The organism is Streptomyces sp. BYX5S (assembly GCF_054724165.1).
In genome coordinates, this window is record NZ_CM138829.1 from 7,400,661 (window position 1) to 7,422,415 (window position 21,755).

The following is a 21,755-nucleotide window of genomic DNA, read 5'->3' on the forward strand; positions in this document are numbered from 1 at the left end:
GCATGAACGAGTTCATCATGAGCACAGCCCCCGAAGCGCGAGAATATCTACTTGAAGTCGTCGAAGAAATGACCGACACCTTCAATATCTCATCTTCCGAGGCGGTAGCCCGTATCAATTCCGAGTGGGGCCACCTATCTTTCGAGGAGTGGCCAGACCTGATCGAGCACGAGCTCCCTGAGCATTGGGCCTATCGGATTTACTACGGTGACGTCCCCTACTGGGATCCGAGCGAGGACCGGAGGAAATGGGTGCCGAAAGATGCCCCTCCTCGCGGCTCCCGCTATTGGACTCTAAAGTAGAAGGAAGCGGCACGCTCCGCCATCCAGCGTTCCAGCTGTTCGTGTTCAGCGCTACCCATGGCCGTGCAACCCGAGGGCGTTCCACTGGTGCCCGTTTCTGACGCTCACGAGAGTTCCGCACGCGAGCCCGTGCGCGACCGGCTCGTGCAACGGGCCGCGGCGCGGAGCACCGCCTCGCTATGGGCGCCCGCATCGATGACGATGGCGAGTCGGCATCTGGGCCCACCTTCGGCTCCGCCTACAGGTACTGCGCCTGACCATTGCCGAGCGACCAGTCGGCCTCACCGTTCTCGTGGACCACGATGAAAACGTTGTGAGGTGCCACTCGCGTCTGCTCCGTGAGGCGCCGGCACACCTGTTCGCACATCTGCCTCTTCTGTTCGTCGGTCCTGCCGCGCCGCATGGTGATGTCGATGTAGACGATGCCGTCGTCGCGCGGGACCTCAAGGTAGGTGCCGTGTCGGAGCGTTCCCGCCGCGCCGTCGTGGTTGGTCAGGACCTGGAACCGGTCGTCGAGCGGGATGCCGAGGGATTCGGTGAGGGCCTGATGTACGGCGTTGCCGACTGCTTCCAGTTCGGCCGACGGCATGCGCAGCACGTCGATACGGACGAAAGGCACAACGATCATTCCTCCCGGAGGGTCAGCAGAGCGGTGATCCCGTCGATGGAAGCCGTCATCGCTCGGGGGTCCTGCTGGGCACGGGCGAGCACGTAGCCCCCTTGGATCGTCGCGACCAGAGCGGCCGCCACGTCAACGGGTGCCAGATGCGGCGCGATCCGGCCCGACCGCTGCGCCTCGTCCAGCAGTTGCCGAAGCCGATCAGTGAGCCACGAGAAGAACGCGTCCACGGGGCGTCGCAGCTCCTCATCGGCGACCACCTCCGGGTCGAGGGCCATCCGCCCGACGGCGCAGCCCCGCAAGGCATCCCGCTCAAGGCGCAGGTAGGCGATGACCCGATCCAGCGCCGGCGCGGAACTGTCGAGAACCGATTCCGCTCGCATCCGCATGTCCCGCGTCGCCTCGGTGAGCGCCTCGATCGCAAGCCCTCGCTTGCCGTCAAAGTGGTGGTACATGCTGCCCTGCCCAGCGTCCGCGTGCCGCTGGATCGCTGCGGGACTGGTTCCGACGTAGCCCCGGTCCCAGAGCAGGGCTCTCGCGCTTCCGAGAAGTCGATCACGGTTGGCCATGGCACAACTGTACATACCAGTAGGTACAGTTGAAGGAGGTGTTGATCGAGGGGCTGCTCGAGCCGTCATCAGGATGCGGTGGGCCGTGCGCATTTCCTTGCACCAGCCGCCGAATCGCTCCTCGTCGAAGTGCAGGCAGCGGCCCAGGTCGCCGCCGAGGGCACGGGCAGCACGCCGTTTGTGTACACGTACAGTGCCGACGAGGGCACACCCGTCGCGCCCACCGACGCCCCACCCATCCCGCGGATGACCGCACGCGGACGATCGAGCGGTCGACTGTGACGGCATTCCCCAGCGGATTCGTGGTTTTCCGTCACAGTCATCCGCGGAGAGAATTTACTGAACTCCGCGTACGAGGCGAGGAAGCGGTCATGTGGCAGAGGAAGTCTAGGGACGAGTTGATCGGCATGGTCCAGCGGTTGATCGAGGCGGATCTGCCCGGGGAAGAGGAGGACCGCCTTGTCGAAGAGCTGAAGTCTTCCGTCTCGCATCCCCGAGTGACGGACCTGATCTACTACAACACCCCCGAACTTACGGCAGAAGAAGTAGTGGACAAGGCACTCGCGTACCGTCCGATCGAGCTCTGACCTTGCTGTCAGCTTGGGGGCAGGGACAGATCGAACCACACCGTTTTGCCCGGTCCGGCCGCCCTCGCCTTTGCTCCCCACGTATCCGCGAACAGCGTCACAAGCGTCAGGCCCCGGCCCGACTCCTCCTCCAGAGAGGGCGTGATCAAGCTATGGCGCACTGAGGCCGGCGTCGACCGCGAGGTGCTCGCCAAGGAGGCCGGTTACGCCTCCGAGTACGTCAAGTTCATGGAGAACGGCCGCCGCAAGCCGACGCTCAGGCTGCTTCAAGTCGCCGACCAGCTGTGCGGCGCGGGCGGCAAGATCCTCGCGGCGCAGGAGTACCTGAAACCGGATCCGCACCCGCAGCGCTCCCAGGAGTTCATCGCGCAGGAGCGCGACGCCATCGCCTTCAGTTCGCACGAGCCGCTGCTCGTGCCAGGGCTGCCCCAGGCCCCGGAGTACGCGAAGGTGCTGATCGGAGCCATGTGGCCGCGCGCCTCAAACGGCAAGAGGCACTCACCACACGGACCAGTGTCATGTTCAGCTTCGTGATGTACGGAGCAGCGCTGCGGACGGTCGCGCCCACGACATGATCCTCGCGCACGCCCCCAGCCCACGCCCGCCTGAGGCGGTTCAGGTCCAGCTACAGCGACGACCAGGGCGGCAACTGCCTCGAAGCCCCCCCCGCATTCACATCCGCGACCCGAAGCTCGGGCCGCAAGGGCCGGGCTTCGCCGCCGCCCCGGTCGCCCCGGACGCCCGGAACGCCTTCCCGGAGCGCGCTCGCACCGCCTGAGCTTCGAGCCGCGAAATCCGAGTTCTGCCTTTGAGGAATGGGTGGTTGGGCTTCAACCCACCCTCCCGCCCTCCCCGCACACACCGGGTCGCGTGACTTTCCGCGACTGGCTTGCCACGCACCGTTGCCACCCTCTAGCGTTCGCGGCAACAAACAACCCCGGCCGGGTGCTACCAACACCCGCCGGGGTCTGACCGACAAGATCAGGAACGTGATCTCGTGGCTGCTGAAAACCTTATCTCCGCCCTGCCCTCCCCCGCACACCCCATGGCCAGCCCGGGGTACGGGAAACGTGGGACGCCGGACCAGGGGCGCCTTCGGCGCGACTCCTTCGCCCATCTCCCCCTCCGCGCCCGCTACCTCGCCTCCTTCATCGACGCGCTTCCCGAGCACGCCGCGATGGACGCGAAGACGCTCGCCAAGGCGCAGCCCCTGTACGGGCAGGCGGCCGTGCGCAGTGCGCTCAACGAGTTGTCCGCCGCCGGGCATCTGCGGCGCGTACGGCGGCTCGCGGACGGTGACGTGACCCGGTGGGTGTTCCACACGTACTGGTCGCGGACCGCGCGCGGCGACGAATGGTGGGCCCGGTTCCTGGGCGGTGACGTACCGGAGCCCGAGGCCGCCGTGCCACCGGCGCCCGCCCGCTCCGACGCGTATCGGCGGCTTGCCCAACTCGGGCTGCGGGACACGCGGTTGACGCTGTCCGCCGCCGACTGCGCCGCCCTTGAGGCGGCCGCCGTCGAGTGGCTGGAGCGCGAGCCGGATCCGCAACTGTTCACGCAGGCCATGACCGCCGGTCTGCCCGCCGTCGTCCACGCGCCGCGCGCCTTCCTCGCGGGCCGCCTGCGCGACAAGCTGCCACCGCAGCGGGTCCGGGTCTCCCCCGCCGCCGCCCCGGCCCCCGTACGCCGAGGACTCATGGAGTGCACGGACTGCGGGCGGCCGGGGCGGCCGGAGGCGCTGCCGGGCGGGTTGTGCCGGGGGTGCCGATCGGACTGTGACGGCTCTCCCCAACTTCGCCGCGGCATCACGTCACAGTTTCCGGCGCGCACCGAGGCCCCGGCCACGGAGTGCGGGCGGGGCCTCGGTGCGGGTGTTACGGGGGGTGTTTGAGGGGCTGGGTGTGGCTAGTTCTCAGGGAGCCACTGTTTCCACGTGGAGCGGTGGCCCTCCACCCACTTCTTCGCCGCCGCCTCCGGGGTGAGCTTCTTGTCGGCGATCAGGAGGGAGACCTCGTTCTGGTCCTCCGTCGTCCACTTGAAGTTCTTCAACAGCTCGGCCGCGTCGCCGCCGTTCTTGGCGAAGCCGCTGTTGAGGTACTTCTGGAGGGGGGTGGTGGGGTACGCGCAGGTGATCTTCTCCGGGTCCGCGTCGCAGCCCTCCTTGTACTTGGGGAGTTTCACCTCCGTCATGGGGACCTGTTCCGTGAGCCACTGGGGGGTGTACCAGTAGGAGAGGAACGGCTTCTTCGCCTTGGCGAACTGCTTCATCTGTGTGATCTGGGCGGCCTCCGAGCCCGCGAAGACGACCTGGTAGTCCAGCTTCAGGTTCTTGACCAGCGCCTTGTCGTTCGTGACGTACGACGGGGAGCCGTCGAGGAGTTGGCCCTTGCCGCCGGACTCGGCGGTCTTGAACTGGTCGGCGTACTTGTTGAGGTTCTTCCAGTTCGTGATGTCCGGGTGCTTCTTCGCGAAGTACGTCGGGACGAACCAGCCGATGTGGCCGGTGACGCCGAGGTCGCCGCCGGGCTCGATCAGCTTCTTGTCCTTGACGTAGCGCTGCACCTGGTCCGGGTGGCCCCAGTCCTCCAGGATCGCGTCGACGCGGCCCTGGCTCAGGGCGTCCCAGGCGGGGACCTCGTCGACCTGGACGGTGTCCACGCGGTAGCCGAGTTCGTGTTCCAGGAGGTACTGGGCGACCGCCACGTTCGCCTGGGCGCCCACCCACGACTGGACCGACAGGGTCACCGTCTTGGCGCCCTGCGCGTTGGCGAACGGGGAGGCCTGTTTCGTCATGTCGGCCGCGCCGCAGCCGGTGGCCGTCAGGAGGAGCAGCGCACCCGTGACCGCCGTCAGCGTCTTGCGAGTTCGGCGCATGTCACGCCCCCTTTCCGTCGCGCGTACGGCGGCCCGTGGGCTGCGTCACCCGGTCCAGCATCAGGCCGAGGCAGACGATCGCGGCGCCCGCGACGAGGCCGGTGGCGAGGTCGCCCTGCGCGAGGCCGAACACCACGTCGTAGCCGAGCGCGCCACCGCCGACCAGGCCGCCGATGATGACGACGGCGAGGACCAGGACCACGCCCTGGTTCACGGCGAGCAGCAACGCGGGCCGGGCGAGCGGGAGTTGGACCTGGCGGAGCTGCTGCCACGTCGTCGCGCCCATCGAACGGGACGACTCCATCGCGGCCGGGTCCACCTGTCGCAGGCCCTGCGTCGTGATGCGTACGACGGCGGGGAGCGCGTAGACCACCGCCGCCGCCACGGCCGGGGCGCGGCCGACGCCGAAGAGGGCGACGACCGGGATCAGGTACACGAACTGCGGCATCGTCTGGAAGACGTCCAGGACGGGCCGGAGCGCTCTTTCGAGGCGTTCGCTGCGGGCCGCCGCGACACCGATCACGAAGCCGAGGACGAGGGTGACCAGAACCGCCGCGAGCACCTGCGACAGCGTGTCCAGCGACGGCTTCCACACGCCCAGTACGCCGATCGCGGCCATCGCGAGGACGGCGGTGAGCGCGGTGCGCCACGTACCGATCAGCCAGGCGAGCGCGGCGACGATCAGGAGGACCGCCCACCACGGCAGCCACGTGAGGCCGTCGCGTACGGGGTTGAGTACGCCGGTGGTGAAGTGCGCGGCCCAGTCGGCGGTGCCGCCGATGACCGGGACGCCGGTGTAGAGGTGGTCGGTCATCCAGTCGACCGCGTCGTTGACGGGGGTGGCGATGTTCGCGACCCAGGCGTCCGGCCAGTCGAGGCGGTCGACGAAGCGGGACACGAGGGCGACCGCCACGGTGCCGAGCGCGACCACGCCCCACTTCCAGGGGGCCGGGGCCGTCTCGTGCGAGCCCATCCGCGCCCCGGCCGCGGCCGTGACCCGGTCCAGGACCACGGCGAGCAGCACGATCGGGATGCCGGCCGCGAGCGCGGCGCCGACGTCGACGGAGGCGAGCGCCTGGTAGACGCGGTCGCCGAGGCCGCCCGCGCCGATCACGGAGGCGATGACGGCCATGGACAGCGCCATCATGATGGTCTGGTTGAGGCCGAGGAGGAGTTCCTTGCGGGCCAGCGGCAGGCGCGCGGACAGCAGGCGCTGGCGGGCCGTCGCGCCGAGGGACGTGACCGCCTCCATGACGCCGCCGTCCGCGGAGCGCAGGCCGAGCGCCGTGAGGCGGGCCATGGGCGGGGCGGCGTAGACGACCGTGGCGAGTACGGCGGCCGGGACGCCCATGCCGAAGACGAGGACGACCGGGAGCAGGTACGCGTACGCCGGGAGCACCTGCATGGTGTCGAGGACCGGGCGCAGGGCGCGGTGCATCGTGTCGCTCAGGCCCGCGGCGAGACCGAGGAGCGCCCCGAGGATCACGGACGCGAGGACCGCGATCACCATCAGCGCCAGGGTCTGCATGGTGGGGACCCACATGCCGAGGACGCCGCAGAGGAGGAACGCGACCGCCGTGGACGCGGCGAGGCGCCAGCCGGCGACGCGCCAGGCGATCAGTCCCGCCGCCGCGGTGACGCCGGCCCATCCGGCGGCCAGGAGTACGAGGTACACGGCGCGGACGGAGAGGACGACGGCGTTGCTGAGGTAGCCGAAGAAGTACAGGAACAGCGGGTGGCTGTCCCGGTTGTCGATCACCCAGTCCGTGGCGTTGCCGAGGGGGTCGGTGAGGTCCACGGTGAGGGCGGCGGGCCAGGTTCCGCTGTGCCACTTGGCGTGGGCCAGGGGGACGAGGATCGCGGCGGCGACGGCCAGGAGGAGGAGTTTGCCCGCGGCGGGGTTGCGCCACAGGGTGTGTGGGCGGTCGCCCGTGCTTTTGGCCGGAGCGGCCGTTACGGCGGCTGTCATCGTGCGGTCCCCCCGTCCGGCTCACCCGTGGCGGGGGCCTCCGCATCGGCGCGCTGCGCCGACTTCTCCGACTCACCCGTGGCCGAGGCCCCCTCATCGGCACCCGGCACCGTGGGCCGCCTTGCCCACCCTGCCGCCCCAGGCGGCAGACTGCCCAAGGCGGGGGCGGCGTCGTCCGACGACTCGGGCTCAGCCGGGGTGGGCCCATCCAGCCCCTGCGGCGATTGAGCAGCGGGGTCCGGGGCGGAGCCCCGGTCTTTCAGCCCCGCCGGCGTTTGAGGCGCGGGGTCCGGGGCGGAGCCCCGGGGTGTGGGGACGGGGCCGGTGGCGCCCGCGGGGCCCGTACCCGCGACCACGCTCAAGAGGCGCTCGTGGTCGACCACGCCGACACACTCACCCGCCTCCACCACCCGCACCGCGAACCCGCTGGAAGCCACCGCCTCGATCGCCTCCGACACCGTCGCATCCGGCCCGATCGCCGGCCCCCGGTCCACCTCGTCCGCGTCGGCCGGCCGCATGGCCCTCCGCACGGTCATGACCTGCTCGCGCGGCACGTCCCGTACGAACTCGCGGACGTAGTCGTCCGCCGGCGCGCCCACGATCTCCTCGGGCGTGCCGAGCTGCACGACCCGGCCGTCGCGCATCAGCGCGATGCGGTCGCCGAGGCGCAGCGCCTCCTGGAGGTCGTGCGTGATGAAGACCATCGTGCGGCCCTCCTCACGGTGCAGCCGTACGACCTCCTCCTGCATGTCGCGCCGGATCAGCGGGTCGAGCGCGCTGAACGGCTCGTCGAACAGCAGCACTTCGGGGTCGACGGCCAGCGCGCGCGCCAGCCCCACCCGCTGCTGCTGGCCGCCGGAGAGCTGTCCGGGGCGGCGCGACTCCAGCCCTTCCAGGCCGACCTTCGCGACGACCTCGGCGGCCTTCGCGCGGCGCTCGGCACGGCCCACGCCCTGGATCTCCAGGCCGTACGCGACGTTGTCGAGGACGGTGCGGTGCGGGAGGAGGCCGAAGTGCTGGAAGACCATGGCCGCGCGGTGGCGGCGCAGTTCGCGCAGGCGGGACTTGTCCATGCCGAGGACGTCCTCGCCGTCGATCTCCAGCGTGCCGGACGTCGGCTCGATGAGCCGGGTCAGGCAGCGTACGAGGGTCGACTTGCCGGAGCCCGACAGGCCCATGACAACGAAGACCTCGCCCCGCTTCACGTCGAACGACACATCGCGCACGGCGGCCGTGCAGCCGGTGCGCGCCCGCAGTGCGGCGGCGTCCAGATCGGCCAACTCGGCGTTCCCGGGGACGCGTTCGGCCTTCGGCCCGAACACCTTCCACAGGTTGCGCACAGCGAACACGGTCTCGGAACCGGACCCGGAAGCGGCCCGCTCACCGGCGCCCGCGGAGGACACAGAAGGCACAGTCGCGCTCATCGCGCATCACCACCCAGCATCTCGGCGCACTTCTCCCCGACCATGAGCACCCCGATCATCGGGTTCACCGCGGGCATCGTCGGGAAGACGGACGCGTCGGCAATACGGAGGGAGCGCAGCCCGCGGACCTTCAACTCGGGGTCTACCACGGCGAGTTCGTCGTCCGCAGCACCTATGCGGCAGGTACCCGCCGGGTGGTACACGGTGTGGGCGACCTTGCGGGCGTACTCGCTGAGCGCCTCGTCGTCCGTGACGTCCGGTCCGGGGCACACCTCGCGCTTGAGCCAGCCGGCCAGCGGCTCGGTCTTCGCGATCTCGCGGGCGATCTTGATGCCGTCGACGAGGGTCTGTCCGTCGTAGTCGTCCTCGTCGGTGAAGTACCGGAAGTCGAGGGCGGGCTTGACCTCGGGGTCCGCGCTGGTCAGGTAGACGCGGCCGCGGCTCTTCGGCTTGGGGATGTTCGGCGTCATGGACACCCCGTGCTCGGGCTTCTCGTAGCCGAGCCGCTCGGGGTTGTCCGTGAACGGGATCTGGTAGAAGTGGAACATCAGGTCCGGGCCGGACGCGGCCGGGTCGCGCTGGATGAACAGGCCCGCGTCGCTGTCCATGGCGCTGTTCTCGGGGATCGGCCCGTTGGTCTCCCAGACGATGACCGACTCCGGGTGGTCGAGCAGGTTCTCGCCGACGCCCGGCAGGTCGTGCAGGACCGGGATGCCGAGGGCTTCGAGGTCGGCCTTCGGGCCGATGCCGGAGTGCATGAGCAGGCGCGGCGTGTCGACGGCTCCGGCGCACACGAGGACCTCGCGGCGCGCGGATATGAGCTTCTCGACGCCGTCCTTGGCGCGCACGTGCACGCCGCGCGCGACCGGCTCGTCGCCCGACGCGTCGAACTCCAGCTTGTACGCCCACGTCTCGAGGAGCAGCGTCAGGTTGGGGCGGTCGCCCGCTTCCATGTGCGGGTGCAGGTACGCCACCGACGCGCTGGAGCGCTTGTTGTTCTCGGGGTGGTACGCCAGGTCGAAGAAGCCGACGCCGTCCTTGAAGGGGCCCTTGTTGAAGCCCTCGACGCGCGGCACGCCCGTCGCCGCCTGCGCGGCCTCGACGAAGTCGCTCGCGATGGCGTTCCGGTCCTTGGCGTCGACCGGGACGATGTTGTTGCGCAGCTTCGTGAAGTACGGGTCCATCGCCTTGTGGTCCCAGCCCTCGGCGCCCGCGGCGGCCCACTCGTCCCAGTCGCCGGGCAGCGGCTTGAACGAGATGAGCGTGTTGTGCGACGAGCAGCCGCCGAGCACCTTGGCGCGGCTGTGCAGGATGTGCGAGTTGCCGCGCGGCTGCTCGGTGGTGGTGTACCCGTAGTCCAGGTCGCCTCCGAGCAGTCCCAGCCAGCGGCGCAGCGTCAGGACGTCGTCGCGGTCGATGTCGCTGGGGCCGCCCTCGATGACGGCGACGGTGACGTCCAGGTCCTCGGTGAGGCGTGACGCGATCACCGATCCGGCGGTTCCACCGCCCACGATGACGTAGTCGTACGTGTTTTCGGGCATGACTCAACTCCAAGGCATTCAGCCGCGCCGGCGGGATCAAGCCCCGCCGGCGATCGATGCGCGGGGTCCGGGGCGGAGCCCCGAGGCGTTCAGGAAACGGATGGGCGGGTCAGCCCGCGAACCACCGGACGGGCTTCGGCGCCAGGTTCTGGTACACGTGCTTGCTCTCGCGGTACTCGGCGAGCCCGGCCGGGCCCAACTCGCGCCCCACACCGCTCTTTCCGAACCCGCCCCACTCGGCCTGCGGCAGGTAGGGGTGGAAGTCGTTGATCCAGACCGTGCCGTGGCGCAGGCGGCGCGCCATGCGGCGGGCGCGGCCCGCGTCGGCGGTCCAGACGCCGCCCGCGAGGCCGTACTCGGTGTCGTTGGCGAGGGTCACCGCCTCGTCCTCGGTGCGGAACGTCTCGACGGTGAGGATCGGCCCGAAGGTCTCCTCGCGCACGACGCGCATCTCGCGGTGGCACTGGTCGAGCACGGTCGGCTCGTAGAAGTACCCGGTGGCGGGCCGGACTTCGGAGGCCTCGGGGCGCTTGCCGCCGCAGCGCAGCACGGCGCCCTCGGCGAGCGCGGAGGCGACGTAGCCCTCGGTCTTGTCGCGCTGCTGCTCGCTGACGAGCGGCCCGCACTCGACGCCGTCCTCGGTGCCGCGGCCGAGGCGGATCTTCTCGGCGCGGCGGGTGAGTTCGGCGACGAAGCGCTCGCGGACGGACTCCTCGATGATGAGGCGGGAGCCGGCGGAGCAGACCTGGCCGCTGTGGATGAACGCGGCGTTGAGCGCCTGGTCGACGGCGGTGTCGAAGCCCTCGTCGGTCTCGCAGGCGTCGGCGAAGACGACGTTGGGGTTCTTGCCGCCGAGCTCCAGGGCGACCTTCTTGACGGAGACGGCCGCGGCCTGCGCGACCTTGGTGCCGCTGACGAGACCGCCGGTGAAGGAGACGAGGTCGACGTCGGGGTGGTCGGCGAGCCGGGCGCCCACCGAACTCCCGGGCCCCGTCACGAGGTTGGCGACGCCGTCCGGCAGTCCGGCCTCGATCAGCAGCTCGACGAGCACGACGGTCGTCAGCGGCGTGATCTCGCTCGGCTTGATGACGAAGGTGTTGCCCGCGGCGAGCGCCGGGGCGATCTTCCAACTCGCCTGGAGCAGCGGGTAGTTCCACGGCGTGATCATCGAGCAGACGCCGACGGGCTCGTGCACGACGACGCTGTGGATGTCGTCGGACCCGGCGTCGACGACGCGGCCGGCGCCCTCGCCGATGACGAGATCGGCGAAGTAGCGGAAGGCGTCCGCGACGCAGTCGACGTCGACGCGGCCCTCCTCGACGGTCTTGCCCGCGTCCCGGCTCTCCAGGAGGCCGATCTTCTCGCGGTCCCGGACGAGGAGGTCCGCGACGCGGCGCAGCAGCGCGGCGCGCTCGGCGACCGGCGTCGAGGGCCACGGGCCCTCGTCGAAGGCGCGGCGGGCGGCGGCGATCGCGGCGTCCGCGTCCTCGGTGCCGCCCTCGGCGATCACGGCGAACGGCTTGGCATCCGCAGGGTCGAGGATCTCGCGCGAGGCCCCTGATGCGGCCGGGCGCCACTCTCCGCCGACATGGATGGTGTTGTGCACTGACACGTCCTGCTTCGCCTTCCGTTCCGGGAATGTCCCCCGATCACCGCACACGTCTTGCCGACGGTCTCTCCGGTGACAGGGAGGGCCCCTGCCCTGGCCGGACGAAAGCATGCACGAAGACCGGACGAAAGTGCGCTACCTCACGCGGCTCAGGCCGGGGTGCAGGTGGTGCCGCGCGGGCAGAACGACGCGAGCACCGTCTTGACCATCTTGGCCTCCGGCGCGCCCTTGCCCGAGGAGGGCCCGGTCGCCGTGACCGCGTACAGATAGCCGTCGGCGGCCTGGAAGCGCTCGTCGAGCGTGCGCCGCGCCGCGCCCGAGTCACTGTCCGTGTACGTGTACTCCAGGTACGCGGCGGCCCCGTAGCCGTCGTCCGGGTCGGTGCCCGGCAGCTCGCCCGTGCCGAGGCGGCGGTAGTCCTTGGCGCCCTTGCCGTCCTCCTTGCCCGCGAGATAGCTGTCGGCGAGCTGCACGGACGACAGCGGGTCGGACTCCTCCACCCCGAAGATCATCAGGCGCCGGGAGCCGTCCTTGTTCTCGTACGTGACCACCGACGGATGACCGTCGCGCTGCTGCGCCTCGCGCTTCCAGCCCTTGGGCACGTCGGCGGTCCAGCCCTGCTCGTCCTCGTAGCGCTCGTACCCGGACGGCGGGTTCGCCGAGATGTCGGAGTCGGAGGGGTTGGCGAGCGCCTGGTCCTTGGCGAGGGCGGACGCGGAGGCACTGGCCTTCGCCTCGCGCGAGCGCTCGGCCTTCGCCGACGCGCTCGCGGAGGCCGCCGCGCGCTCCGCCGCGACTTCCTCCTTGTGCCGCTCCACGGCCCGCCAGACGGTGAATCCGGCGGACGACGCGACCAGCACCGCGGCCACCGACATGATCGCCGCGCGCTGCGCGCGGACCAGCCGGGACCTGCGGCGGAGCAGTTCCCGGTCGTCCTGCACCCAGCGCTGGCGCCGGGTGTCGTAGACCTGGACGGGGACCTGCGCGGCGGTGCCGGGCCCGGTCGCGGTTCCGGTCGGCGGCTGCGCCGAGGCCTTCTCGGGGGCGCTCACGCCGCGCCCACGAGCTTCTGCACGGCCTCCGCCACACTCGCCGCCGAGGCCAGCAGTCCGAGCACCGCCTCGCCCGGCACGACGAGCGTCTGGAGGCGCTGCAACAGGCCCGGCGTCGCCTGCCCCGTCTCGGCGATCTCCGCCTCGGCCTCGGCCAGTTCGCGGTCGGCGTCGCGCGTGGCATCGGTCCGCGCGAACGGCGCGGACTCCAGCTCGCCGCGCAGCGCGCGCAGGGCTTCCAGGAGGGCGGCGGTCAGTTCGTCGCCCGGCGCCTTTCCGCTCGGCGCCTCGTAGTTGGTGGCGCTGCTGTGGTCGCCGATGGCCACCGCTTTGCCGCTGACCTGCCCGAACTGGAACTTCGCGCCGCTGCCCGCGCCCGACTGCTGCTCCGCCTGCTCCCCGTTCATCCCTGCTCCCCTGAGGTGGTTCCGGTGGCCCGACTGTTGTCCCCGACCGACACGGCGCCTCCCGACACCGAGCCCATCGCGTATCCGCCGCTCATGTCCTTGATGAACAGACCGCCCTCGTTGACGTTGACGATCTGCTGCTCGAAGCGGTCCGTCTGGTAGCCGGCGCGCTCCAGCGCGTCGCGCACCCCGCTCGCGATCCGGTCCTGGATCGTCTTCACGTACCGGCTGACGTCCATCTCCTGGAACAGCGAGAGTTCACCCGAACTGGCCAGCTCACGCACGGACGTGACGGGCGCGCCCGGCGCGCGGCGCTCCGGCGCCTCCCAGACGGTGCGGGCAGCCTCGACGACCGTACGGCCGGCCGACCAGCCGAGGGTCGGCATCGCGGTCGGCGTGAGCAACAGCGCCTTCAGCGCGCCGCGCACCACGTCGAACGGGCCGAGCGGGCCGAGCACGGCGTCCACGTCGCGGAACTCCTCGCGCACCGGGCCGAGCACGTGCGGCGCCACTTCGAGGACGAGCATCCGGCCCTGCGTGTGGATCCGTACGAAGACGGTGACGACGACCTGCTCGTCCCAGGCGCCGACCCGCAGCCGCAGGAAGTGCCTGCGGCCCTCGCCGCCCTCGTCGACGGCGGCCCGGATGTGCCGGTCGACGCCGTCGTCCCCGGCGTACGCCGGATAGAACCCGGCGGTGCGGTCGACGCCCGCGGGCAGGTAGACGAACTCCTCGATCTCCAAATCCCGCAGCCGGTCGACGCTGTGCTCAGCGGCGGCCTTGCGCAGCCTGCGCAGCGGTTCGGCGACGAGCGCCACCACACGGGCGGCGGTCAGCTCGTGCTCCGCGGCGCCCTCGCCCTGCGCGGGCACGGCCGGCTCCTTGGCCGGGCCCTTGCCCTCCACCGGCTTCAGTTCGAGCGCGAAGGACCACGGCTGGTACGGGGCCCCGGCCCCGACGAACGGCAGGTGCGCGTCGTACAGGGCGCCGTGGGCGTGCTGCTCGCGGGCGATGGAGTGGGCGACGCGGCGGCAGCGCGGGGTGTCGGGCAGGGAGACGGCGGGCGGGTTGTCGAGGAAGGCGTCCCGGCCGAGCTCGTCGCGGAGCACGCCCTCGACCTGCGTGCGGTAGATCCAGACGACCAGCGCCATGGCGACCGGGAAGATCACCGGGAACGGGTCGTCGGTGATCGTCCCGAGGGCCACGATCCAGTAGCCGGCCATGTTGGCCCACGCCCACAGGATCACGATCCGGCCGAGCCGGCGCCGCCACCGGCCGAAGAAGCGCGCGATGTCCAGCTTGGACTGCGGCTGCTGCCGCTCCATGGGGGCGTACGGGGCGGGGCGCCGGCCCGCGAAGAGCCGGGCCAGCAGCAGCGCCGCGCACACGAACGCGTACCCGTAGGGCGCGAGCCCCTCCAGGGAGGGGCTGGTGGGGTCCGAGCCGATGCGGTCCAGCGACGACAGGAGGGCGTCGCCGCTGACGAAGTCGCTGCCCTCCCCCGTCATCTCGGCCTCGACGAGGAAGAAGCCCACCCACACCGCGAGCAGCCCGAGCGCCGCGAGGACCTCCTGGCTGCGGGCCCGCACCGCGTGCGCCAGCACCGTCAGCACGTCCACGCCGAGCGAGGGCGCCACCGGGCGGTGGGCGTTCCCGATCAGTTCGCCGACCACCGAGCGCCGGAACCCCTGGTCCAGGTAGACCCCGGCGCTGAGCAGCCTGGTGGCCTCACTGGACGTGTGCCGCTCCGCGCGCACCGGCTCCTGCATCGTCCAACTCCCCCGTTGTCAATGGAGGTTGGAAAGATAGTCGATGCACGTGGTTTTGGGGAAACCCTGAGTGACGACGGACAACAAACCGCGTCCACAGCGACAGAAACCGCCCGCGGCGGGTCGGAAACGACCCGCCGCGGGCGGTCGAAGGCTTTCGCTGAGGCGGGGCTCAGATGAGGCCGAGACCGCGGACGGCCTCGCGCTCCTCGACGAGCTCCTGCACCGACGCGTCGATGCGGGTGCGCGAGAACTCGTTGATCTCCAGGCCCTGGACGATCTCGTACGTGCCGTTCTTCGTGGTGACGGGGAAGGACGAGATGATGCCCTCCGGCACGCCGTACGAGCCGTCCGACGGGATGCCCATGGAGGTCCAGTCGCCCTCGGCCGTGCCGTTGACCCACGTGTGGACGTGGTCGATGGCGGCGTTGGCGGCGGAGGCGGCCGAGGAGGCGCCACGGGCCTCGATGATCGCGGCACCGCGCTTGGCGACGGTCGGGATGAAGTCCTCGGCCAGCCACTTCTCGTCGTTGCCGATGGCCTCGATGGCGGGCTTGCCGCCGACCGTGGCCTGGAAGATGTCCGGGTACTGGGTCGCCGAGTGGTTGCCCCAGATGGTCAGGCGCTGGATGTCGGCGACCGTGGCGCCCGACTTCTTCGCGAGCTGGGTCAGCGCGCGGTTGTGGTCGAGGCGGGTCATCGCGGTGAAGCGCTCGGCCGGTACGTCCGGGGCGGCGGCCTGGGCGATCAGGGCGTTGGTGTTGGCCGGGTTGCCGACGACGAGGATCTTGACGTCGTCCGCGGCGTGGTCGTTGATGGCCTTGCCCTGCGGCTTGAAGATGCCGCCGTTGGCCTCGAGCAGGTCGCCGCGCTCCATGCCCTTCGTGCGCGGGCGGGCGCCGACGAGGAGGCCGACGTTGGCGCCGTCGAAGGCGACGTTCGGGTCGTCGGTGATGTCGATGCCCTGGAGCAGCGGGAAGGCGCAGTCGTCGAGCTCCATGGCGGTGCCCTCGGCGGCCTTGAGCGCCGGGGTGATCTCCAGGAGACGCAGCTTGACCGGCACGTCCGCGCCGAGCAGCTGGCCGGAGGCGATGCGGAAGAGCAGTGCGTAGCCGATCTGGCCGGCGGCGCCGGTGACGGTGACGTTCACGGGAGTGCGGGTCATGGCGTTCTCCGTAGGACAGCAGGTCATTTGATCGATCTCTTGGTATCAAGAGATCCGTTCGTCAGGCTATCGCGCCCTGCCCGCACGGGAACCGCAGGTACATGTGGCTCACCCCACAGCCCACCCTCGCGTGCCAAGGCCCGAACAGGGGGACGGCCGCCGAGCCGGGGAGAGAAAGGCTTCGGCGGCCGCAGTGGGGGTGCTCCTGCGTACCTCCCGTGGGGGTAATGGTCCGCCTTCCCAGAAGGCGCGCACCCATGCCCCACGGGCCGCGGATCACCCGGTGCAGCCCTTCTGTCCGCTCGCGAGCGTCGCGCACGCCTTGACGTCGGAGGCCGCGTCGACCGCCATCATCGGCGTGTACGCGTCCGTGTCCGAAGCGCTGACCGTGCCCTTCTTCGACGACGTGGTGCCCTTCTGGAGCTGCACCACGTCACCGGGGGCCGCGCCCTGGATCCGGGCCCAGGCCGCCTTGCAGGTCTTGCTGTAGCGGACCTGGACGGTGACGGTGCCGACCACGGCCTCCGTGGAGTTCGCCGCGAGGTCGCCGCCGCAGTTCATCGCCTCCGGGTCCTTGCCGCCGCAGCCCGCGCCCACGCACTTGACACCCGCGGGCAGTTGGGGCGCGCTCACGCTCGGCGAGGGCGACTTCACTGCCTGTCCGCCGTCGTCGCCCTTGCCCTTGAGGACGAAGAAGCCGACCGCGACGATCAGGGCCGCGCCCAGGGCTCCGGCCAGGAACATCATCAGCCGCCGCTTGCCGTTCCCGCCGCCCGGCACGGCGCCCCGCGAGGGCTCCTGCGGGGTCAGCACGGGCGGCGGTCCGAACTGGTCCGCGCGCGGCGCGGACGCCTGCGGCGGCACGGTCGCCGCGGAGCCGCCCGCGCCGCCGCCGGGGGCACCGGCGGCGGCGCCGAGCGGCGCGTCCGGGCTCCTGGTCGCGGCGGAGCCGCCCGCCCGCCCGGTCTGCTTGGGCGGCTTGGCCTGCTTGGTCGTGGTGGACTGCGCGGGCGCCCCGAACTCGCCGAGCGCGGCGCGCGCCTGGGATATCCGGATGGCTTCCATGGTCATGTCGTGGCGCATCTCGGAGCGGCTCCACGCGCGCTCCGCGAGCTCCCACATCGTCGTCAGATGGACGGGGTTGGTGCCGGTCACCTCGGCGAGCGCGACGATGGCGCCCTTCGGGGCGAGCAGCCGGCCGTTCAGATACCGCTCCCACGACGTCTTGCTGTACCCGGTGCGGTCCGCGAGCGCGGCGATCCCCAGGCCGCTGCGGTCCACGAGCCGGCGCAGCTGACCGGCGAACTCCCTGACCTGTGGGTCGAGTTCGTCCGGTAGCGCCTTCCATCGAGGCATTGTTGTTCCCCCTCTTCCCCCGCGTGCCTGTTCCCCCGCGCCGCGCGTTCCGCTTCGGCCCCCCCCTGGCTACCCATTGGGATGCGGGTAGCCAGGATGTCAGTTCCCGGATCGGGGGCGCACGGGGTCGTTCGACAGCGTGCACCGGGCATGCGTTGCTCGGCCGGGTCCGGAGCGTGCCCCCTCGCACGGTTCCGGGTCCGGGACGCCCGGGAGCGTCCCGTTATCTCCACGCTAAGCGCGCGGGGCGGCCCCGCGCCGGAAACCCCCCGAACGTGCCGGAGATCACCACACAAGGAGGCGGGGCCTCCAACCCGGAGGCCCCGCCCGTCACTTGGGGTCACCATCGGCGCACCCCGGGATCGCCCGGGACGCGTCGGCGGCCGTTCAGCGCACGGTGAAGTGCAGCGTGTCCTGGAGGAACGGGATCGTCAGCCACGGGTCCGGCTGCGCCATCATCGCGAGCAGCACGATGACGAGACCGAGCCCGCCGCACGTGATCATGTCGGTGAAGCGGGAGCGGACCGCGAGCATCCCGACGTCCGGCAGCAGCCAGCGCAGGGCGGCCGCGCCGAGCAGCGCGATCCCCACCAGCATCGTGCCGACGCGGAACACGTCGAGCGCGGTCAGCAGCAGCCCGAGCGCCGCCACGGACAGGACGGCGATCAGCGGCCACTGCCGGGCGGGCGCGGGCGCGTCACCGCCGGCGGCGCGGCCGCCGCCCTCCGGGCGCGCGGTGTCGCGCGTGAAGAGCGGGAAGCGGCGGCTGCCCGCCTTCTTCGGCTCCCCGGCGTCCTCCGCGGTCCCCATGGCCACGCCTCCGGCCGCGTCAGCCGACACCGTTCGCGTCCCGCTCGGCGGCCTCGACCACGTTGACGAGGAGCTGGGCGCGGGTCATCGGGCCCACGCCGCCCGGGTTCGGCGAGATCCAGCCGGCGACCTCGGTCACGCCCGGGTGGACGTCGCCGACGATCTTGCCGTTCTCGTCGCGGGAGACGCCGACGTCGAGCACGGCCGCGCCCGGCTTGATGTCCTCGGGCTTGATCAGGTGCGGCACGCCCGCGGCGGCCACGACGATGTCGGCCCGCTTGAGGTGCGCGGACAGGTCACGGGTGCCGGTGTGGCACTGCGTCACCGTGGCGTTCTCGGACTTGCGGGTGAGCAGCAGCGGCATCGGCCGGCCGATGGTGACGCCGCGGCCGACGACGACGACCTCCGCGCCCTTGATCTCCACACCGTGCTTGCGCAGCAGCGTGATGATGCCGTACGGGGTGCAGGGCAGCGGCGCCGGCTCGTTGAGGACGAGGCGGCCGAGGTTCATGGGGTGCAGGCCGTCGGCGTCCTTGTCCGGGTCCATCAGCTCCAGGATCCGGTTCTCGTCGATGCCCTTGGGCAGCGGCAGCTGCACGATGTAGCCGGTGCAGGCCGGGTCCTCGTTGAGCTCGCGGACGACGGCCTCGATCTCCTCCTGCGTGGCCGTCGCGGGCAGCTCGCGCTGGATCGACGCGATGCCGACCTGCGCGCAGTCGCGGTGCTTGCCCGCGACGTACTTCTGGCTTCCGGGATCCTCGCCGACGAGGACGGTACCGAGACCGGGCGTGACCCCCTTCTCCTTGAGGGCCGCCACGCGGGCGGTCAGATCGGACTTGATCGCGGCTGCGGTGGCCTTGCCATCGAGAATCTGGGCGGTCATGCCGCCATTCTTTCAGGGGGACACGGGTTCGCCCAAGTTGCACTTGCACAACAGCCTCGGGCGCCCACTGGACAGATGGGTGTCCGGTTTACGAGCATGATCCGCGCAGTGCCGCGGATCAGCGGCAGGGGGGACTGCCGCTCAGGCGACTGCGAAGCGTAGTGATCCTCCGCCGGTCCGCTCGTCCCCATTCCGTCAGAGAAGGATCACGCCATGAGTTTCGGCGACCCGAACAACCCCTACGGTCAGCAGCCGCAGCAGAACAACCCGTACGGTCAGCAGCCGCCGCAGGGCAACCCGTACCCGCAGCAGGCGCCGCAGGGCGTCCCGCCGCAGCAGGGCTACGGCTACCCGCAGCAGCAGCCCGGTCCGGCCTACGGGTACCCGCAGCAGCAGCCCGGCCAGCAGCAGTACGGCGCGTACCCGCAGCAGGGCGGCCCCGGCGGCTACTTCCCCCAGGCCGGTCCCGGTGCCCCGGCCTCGATGGGCCGCCGGCTCGGCGCCCGCGCCATCGACGGCGCGCTGATCGGTGTCATCTACGGCATCATCTCCGTCGCCGGTGTCGTCGGCTCCGTGTCGTCGGTCAGCGACTGCGACCCGTACGCGTCGGACTACCAGTCCTGCGTGAACGACGCGTCGTCCAACGTGTTCGTCGCCATGCTCGCGGTCCTGGGTGTCCTCGCGGCGATCGTCTTCCTCTACGAAGCGATCATGATCTCCGCGGTCGGCGCCACCCTGGGCAAGCTCGCCGTCGGCATCCGCGTCATCAACGCCGAGACCGGTGCCAAGCCGGGCTTCGGCGCGGCGCTCGTGCGCTACCTGATCCCGATGGTCGGCGCGTTCGTCTGCTACATCGGCGCGCTGCTCGTCTACCTGTCCCCGTTCTGGGACAAGTCGGGCCGCCTTCAGGGCTGGCACGACAAGGCCGCGAAGACCGCCGTCGTCACGAACTCCTGACGCCGCGTCCGCTGCCGGACGACACGCACGACGAGAAGGGCCCGCCGGCCGCAGCCGGCGGGCCCTTCTCGCGTCCGGCCACGGCGGGCACCCCCCGCGCGGTAGGTTGCTCGCCCTACGCACGGGAGGCGCAGGAGCACCCGTGGGAACGGTGAGTTCACCGGGGGATCGAGTCCATGACCGACCAGCAGCAACCGCCCGTCCCGCCCTACTCCCAGGCGTCCGGCGCCGCCGCGCTCGCGCAGGCCGGGGCCACGCCGCTGCTCGCCGGTGACCCCGCGCGGATCGGCCCGTACCTGCCGCTCGGGCGGCTCGGCAGCGGCGGGATGGGGCGGGTCCACCTCGCCCGCCCCCTGGACGACTCCCCGGGGCTCGCGGCGGTCAAGGTGATCAGGCCCGAGTACGCCGAGGACGCGCGGTTCCGGCGGCGGTTCGAGCGGGAGGCGGCCGTGCACGCGCGCGTGCGCTCGGCCCACACCGCCGAGTTCCTCGGCACCGGCTTCCACCACACCCTGCTGTGGATGGCCACGCGCTTCCTGCCGGGGCTGAACGTCGCCGACGCGGTCCGCGAGTACGGCGGGCTCGAACCGGCGGGCGCCTGGCGGCTGCTGGCCGAGCTGGCCTCGGCGCTCTCCGGGCTCGCCGACGCCGGCATCGTGCACCGCGACCTCAAGCCGTCGAACGTGATCCTGACGACGACCGGCGCGCACGTCATCGACTTCGGGATCTCCTACGCCGCCGACGCGGGCGCCATGACGACGACCGGAGCGCGGGTGGGCACCCCCGCGTTCATGGCGCCCGAGTACCTGCGGGACGGCCGGTGCACCGCCGCCTCCGACGTGTTCTCCCTCGCGGGCACGGTGGTCTACGCGCTCACCGGGCACGCCCCGTTCGGCGACGGCACCGGGGTGGACGTGATGCACCGGGTCGCGTTCGAGGAGCCGATGGCGGAGGTGATGGCCGAGGTCGCCGCGGCGGACGCGGCGCTCGCGGCGCTGCTCGCGGACTGTCTGGCGAAGGATCCGGCGCGGCGGCCGACGCCGGGGCGGTTGCTGGCGGTGGCGGGGGCGCATGGGCAAGTGCCGTGCTGGGGTGAGCGGTTGGGGGGCTGTCTGCTGGCGCGGCAGACGGCGTGCGGGGTGTTGCGGTACGCCACCGCGGAGCAGACGCTGCACTTGCGGGGGGCGGTGTTGCCGGGGCGGGGGGCGTTTCCCGTGCCGGGGGCGGGTGCCGTGTCCGCACCGGAGCCGGTGCACGGTCGCGGGGCTCCGCCCCGGACCCCGCTGCTCAATCGCCGCAGGGGCTTGATGGTGGTTGCCGCGGTTGCTGCGGTCGGGGGTGTTCTTCTGGTGCGGCCTTCCGGAGGGGAGCGGGTGGTCGAGGCGGAGGGGCCGCGGGCGACGACCGTGGCGCCCGAGCGGGCGTCCGCGACGCCTGCGCGGTCTCCGGCGGGCGGTGTGCGTACGCCGGATGCCACGGGCCGTGCCTCCGCCTCCGAGCGGCCGACGCGCTCGCCCGCCGGCGGCGAGGACGGCGCCAGGACGGTGACCGCCACCGCCACCGCGTCCGCTCCCCCGCCGAGCACGACGGAGCCCGCGCCGGGGCCGCCGGCGTGGATCACCGGGTGCACGTACTACGACGGCACGGAGACGACCGACCGCGGTGACAGCGGCAAGCGGGTCGTGCAGGTGCAGTGCATGCTCACCCGGCGCGGCCACGACGTCGGCACGGCGGGCGTGGACGGGGACTTCGGGCCGAGCACGGAGGCGGCGGTGAGGGCGTTCCAGAGCGGCAAGGGGCTCGCCGTGGACGGCATCGTGGGGCCCGACACGTGGGCGGCGCTGCGCGGTTCGACGTAGCGC

General features: G+C 71.5%; 19 protein-coding genes and 1 pseudogene. 6 read left to right on the forward strand and 14 right to left on the reverse strand.

What is annotated here, in order from left to right; genetic code table 11:
- Positions 1-2: 2 nt before the first annotated feature.
- Positions 3-302: a hypothetical protein gene (locus tag ACYBSK_RS33300; protein ID WP_460244325.1), complete on the forward strand. Its 300-nt coding sequence runs from the start codon at positions 3-5 to the stop codon at positions 300-302.
- A gap of 238 nt (positions 303-540) precedes the next feature.
- Here ACYBSK_RS33300 and ACYBSK_RS33305 read toward each other — a convergent pair whose 3' ends face one another.
- On the reverse strand, positions 541-930 hold the full coding sequence (locus ACYBSK_RS33305; protein WP_460244326.1) for a tautomerase family protein: 390 nt from the start codon (positions 928-930) through the stop codon (positions 541-543).
- Positions 927-1,490, reverse strand: a complete 564-nt coding sequence (locus ACYBSK_RS33310; protein WP_460244327.1) for a TetR family transcriptional regulator — start codon at positions 1,488-1,490, stop codon at positions 927-929. The genes ACYBSK_RS33305 and ACYBSK_RS33310 overlap by 4 nt, the downstream gene beginning before the upstream one ends.
- 371 nt (positions 1,491-1,861) lie before the next feature.
- Between ACYBSK_RS33310 and ACYBSK_RS33315 the strand changes: the two genes are divergently transcribed.
- From ACYBSK_RS33315 to ACYBSK_RS33325, 3 genes are all read left to right on the forward strand, one after another.
- Positions 1,862-2,077: a bacteriocin immunity protein gene (locus ACYBSK_RS33315; protein ID WP_460244328.1), complete on the forward strand. Its 216-nt coding sequence runs from the start codon at positions 1,862-1,864 to the stop codon at positions 2,075-2,077.
- Between the two features lie 141 nt (positions 2,078-2,218).
- Positions 2,219-2,611 carry a helix-turn-helix domain-containing protein gene (locus ACYBSK_RS33320; protein WP_460244329.1) on the forward strand — a complete coding sequence of 131 codons (393 nt, stop codon included), beginning with the start codon at positions 2,219-2,221 and terminating at the stop codon, positions 2,609-2,611.
- Positions 2,612-3,122: 511 nt separating this feature from the next.
- Entirely contained in the window at positions 3,123-3,968 is an 846-nt protein-coding gene (locus ACYBSK_RS33325; RefSeq protein WP_460244330.1) for a hypothetical protein, read from the forward strand.
- A gap of 14 nt (positions 3,969-3,982) precedes the next feature.
- On the opposite strand, the gene ACYBSK_RS33330 is transcribed toward ACYBSK_RS33325, so the two are convergent.
- The 12 genes and pseudogenes from ACYBSK_RS33330 to ACYBSK_RS33385 all read right to left on the reverse strand — a co-directional run bounded on the left by ACYBSK_RS33330 (position 3,983) and on the right by ACYBSK_RS33385 (position 18,936).
- A complete protein-coding gene (locus ACYBSK_RS33330) occupies positions 3,983-4,951 on the reverse strand; it encodes an ABC transporter substrate-binding protein (RefSeq protein WP_460244331.1) in 969 nt (322 codons plus the stop codon).
- A gap of 1 nt (position 4,952) precedes the next feature.
- Positions 4,953-6,920: an ABC transporter permease gene (locus ACYBSK_RS33335; RefSeq protein WP_460244332.1), complete on the reverse strand. Its 1,968-nt coding sequence runs from the start codon at positions 6,918-6,920 to the stop codon at positions 4,953-4,955.
- 344 nt (positions 6,921-7,264) lie between these two features.
- Positions 7,265-8,344: pseudogene (locus tag ACYBSK_RS33340) on the reverse strand (quaternary amine ABC transporter ATP-binding protein); the annotation flags it as partial.
- The gene (locus ACYBSK_RS33345; RefSeq protein WP_460244333.1) at positions 8,341-9,885 is read right to left on the reverse strand and encodes a GMC family oxidoreductase; all 1,545 of its coding nucleotides are present in this window, start codon (positions 9,883-9,885) and stop codon (positions 8,341-8,343) included. The pseudogene ACYBSK_RS33340 and the gene ACYBSK_RS33345, both read right to left, overlap by 4 nt.
- Positions 9,886-9,994: 109 nt before the next feature.
- Positions 9,995-11,497: an aldehyde dehydrogenase family protein gene (locus ACYBSK_RS33350; protein WP_457480991.1), complete on the reverse strand. Its 1,503-nt coding sequence runs from the start codon at positions 11,495-11,497 to the stop codon at positions 9,995-9,997.
- A 146-nt stretch (positions 11,498-11,643) separates the two neighbouring features.
- Complete coding sequence (locus ACYBSK_RS33355; RefSeq protein WP_460244334.1) at positions 11,644-12,546, reverse strand: hypothetical protein; 903 nt, start codon at positions 12,544-12,546, stop codon at positions 11,644-11,646.
- Entirely contained in the window at positions 12,543-12,953 is a 411-nt protein-coding gene (locus ACYBSK_RS33360; RefSeq protein ID WP_457480993.1) for a hypothetical protein, read from the reverse strand. The genes ACYBSK_RS33355 and ACYBSK_RS33360 overlap by 4 nt, the downstream gene beginning before the upstream one ends.
- Complete coding sequence (locus ACYBSK_RS33365; protein WP_460244335.1) at positions 12,950-14,722, reverse strand: hypothetical protein; 1,773 nt, start codon at positions 14,720-14,722, stop codon at positions 12,950-12,952. Before ACYBSK_RS33365 ends, ACYBSK_RS33360 begins: the two co-directional genes overlap by 4 nt.
- A gap of 172 nt (positions 14,723-14,894) precedes the next feature.
- Positions 14,895-15,887: a malate dehydrogenase gene (locus ACYBSK_RS33370; protein WP_457480995.1), complete on the reverse strand. Its 993-nt coding sequence runs from the start codon at positions 15,885-15,887 to the stop codon at positions 14,895-14,897.
- Positions 15,888-16,163: 276 nt separating this feature from the next.
- The gene (locus tag ACYBSK_RS33375; RefSeq protein WP_460244336.1) at positions 16,164-17,243 is read right to left on the reverse strand and encodes a helix-turn-helix domain-containing protein; all 1,080 of its coding nucleotides are present in this window, start codon (positions 17,241-17,243) and stop codon (positions 16,164-16,166) included.
- 387 nt (positions 17,244-17,630) lie between these two features.
- Positions 17,631-18,053, reverse strand: a complete 423-nt coding sequence (locus ACYBSK_RS33380) for a DUF3017 domain-containing protein (RefSeq protein WP_460244337.1) — start codon at positions 18,051-18,053, stop codon at positions 17,631-17,633.
- 19 nt (positions 18,054-18,072) lie between these two features.
- Positions 18,073-18,936: a bifunctional methylenetetrahydrofolate dehydrogenase/methenyltetrahydrofolate cyclohydrolase gene (locus tag ACYBSK_RS33385; RefSeq protein ID WP_460244338.1), complete on the reverse strand. Its 864-nt coding sequence runs from the start codon at positions 18,934-18,936 to the stop codon at positions 18,073-18,075.
- 213 nt (positions 18,937-19,149) lie between these two features.
- Here ACYBSK_RS33385 and ACYBSK_RS33390 point away from each other — a divergent pair, with 213 nt between their 5' ends.
- Together ACYBSK_RS33390 and ACYBSK_RS33395 are read left to right on the forward strand one after the other, a co-directional pair.
- Positions 19,150-19,893: an RDD family protein gene (locus tag ACYBSK_RS33390; RefSeq protein ID WP_457480999.1), complete on the forward strand. Its 744-nt coding sequence runs from the start codon at positions 19,150-19,152 to the stop codon at positions 19,891-19,893.
- Between the two features lie 176 nt (positions 19,894-20,069).
- On the forward strand, positions 20,070-21,752 hold the full coding sequence (locus ACYBSK_RS33395) for a protein kinase domain-containing protein (protein WP_460244339.1): 1,683 nt from the start codon (positions 20,070-20,072) through the stop codon (positions 21,750-21,752).
- Positions 21,753-21,755: the final 3 nt, after the last annotated feature.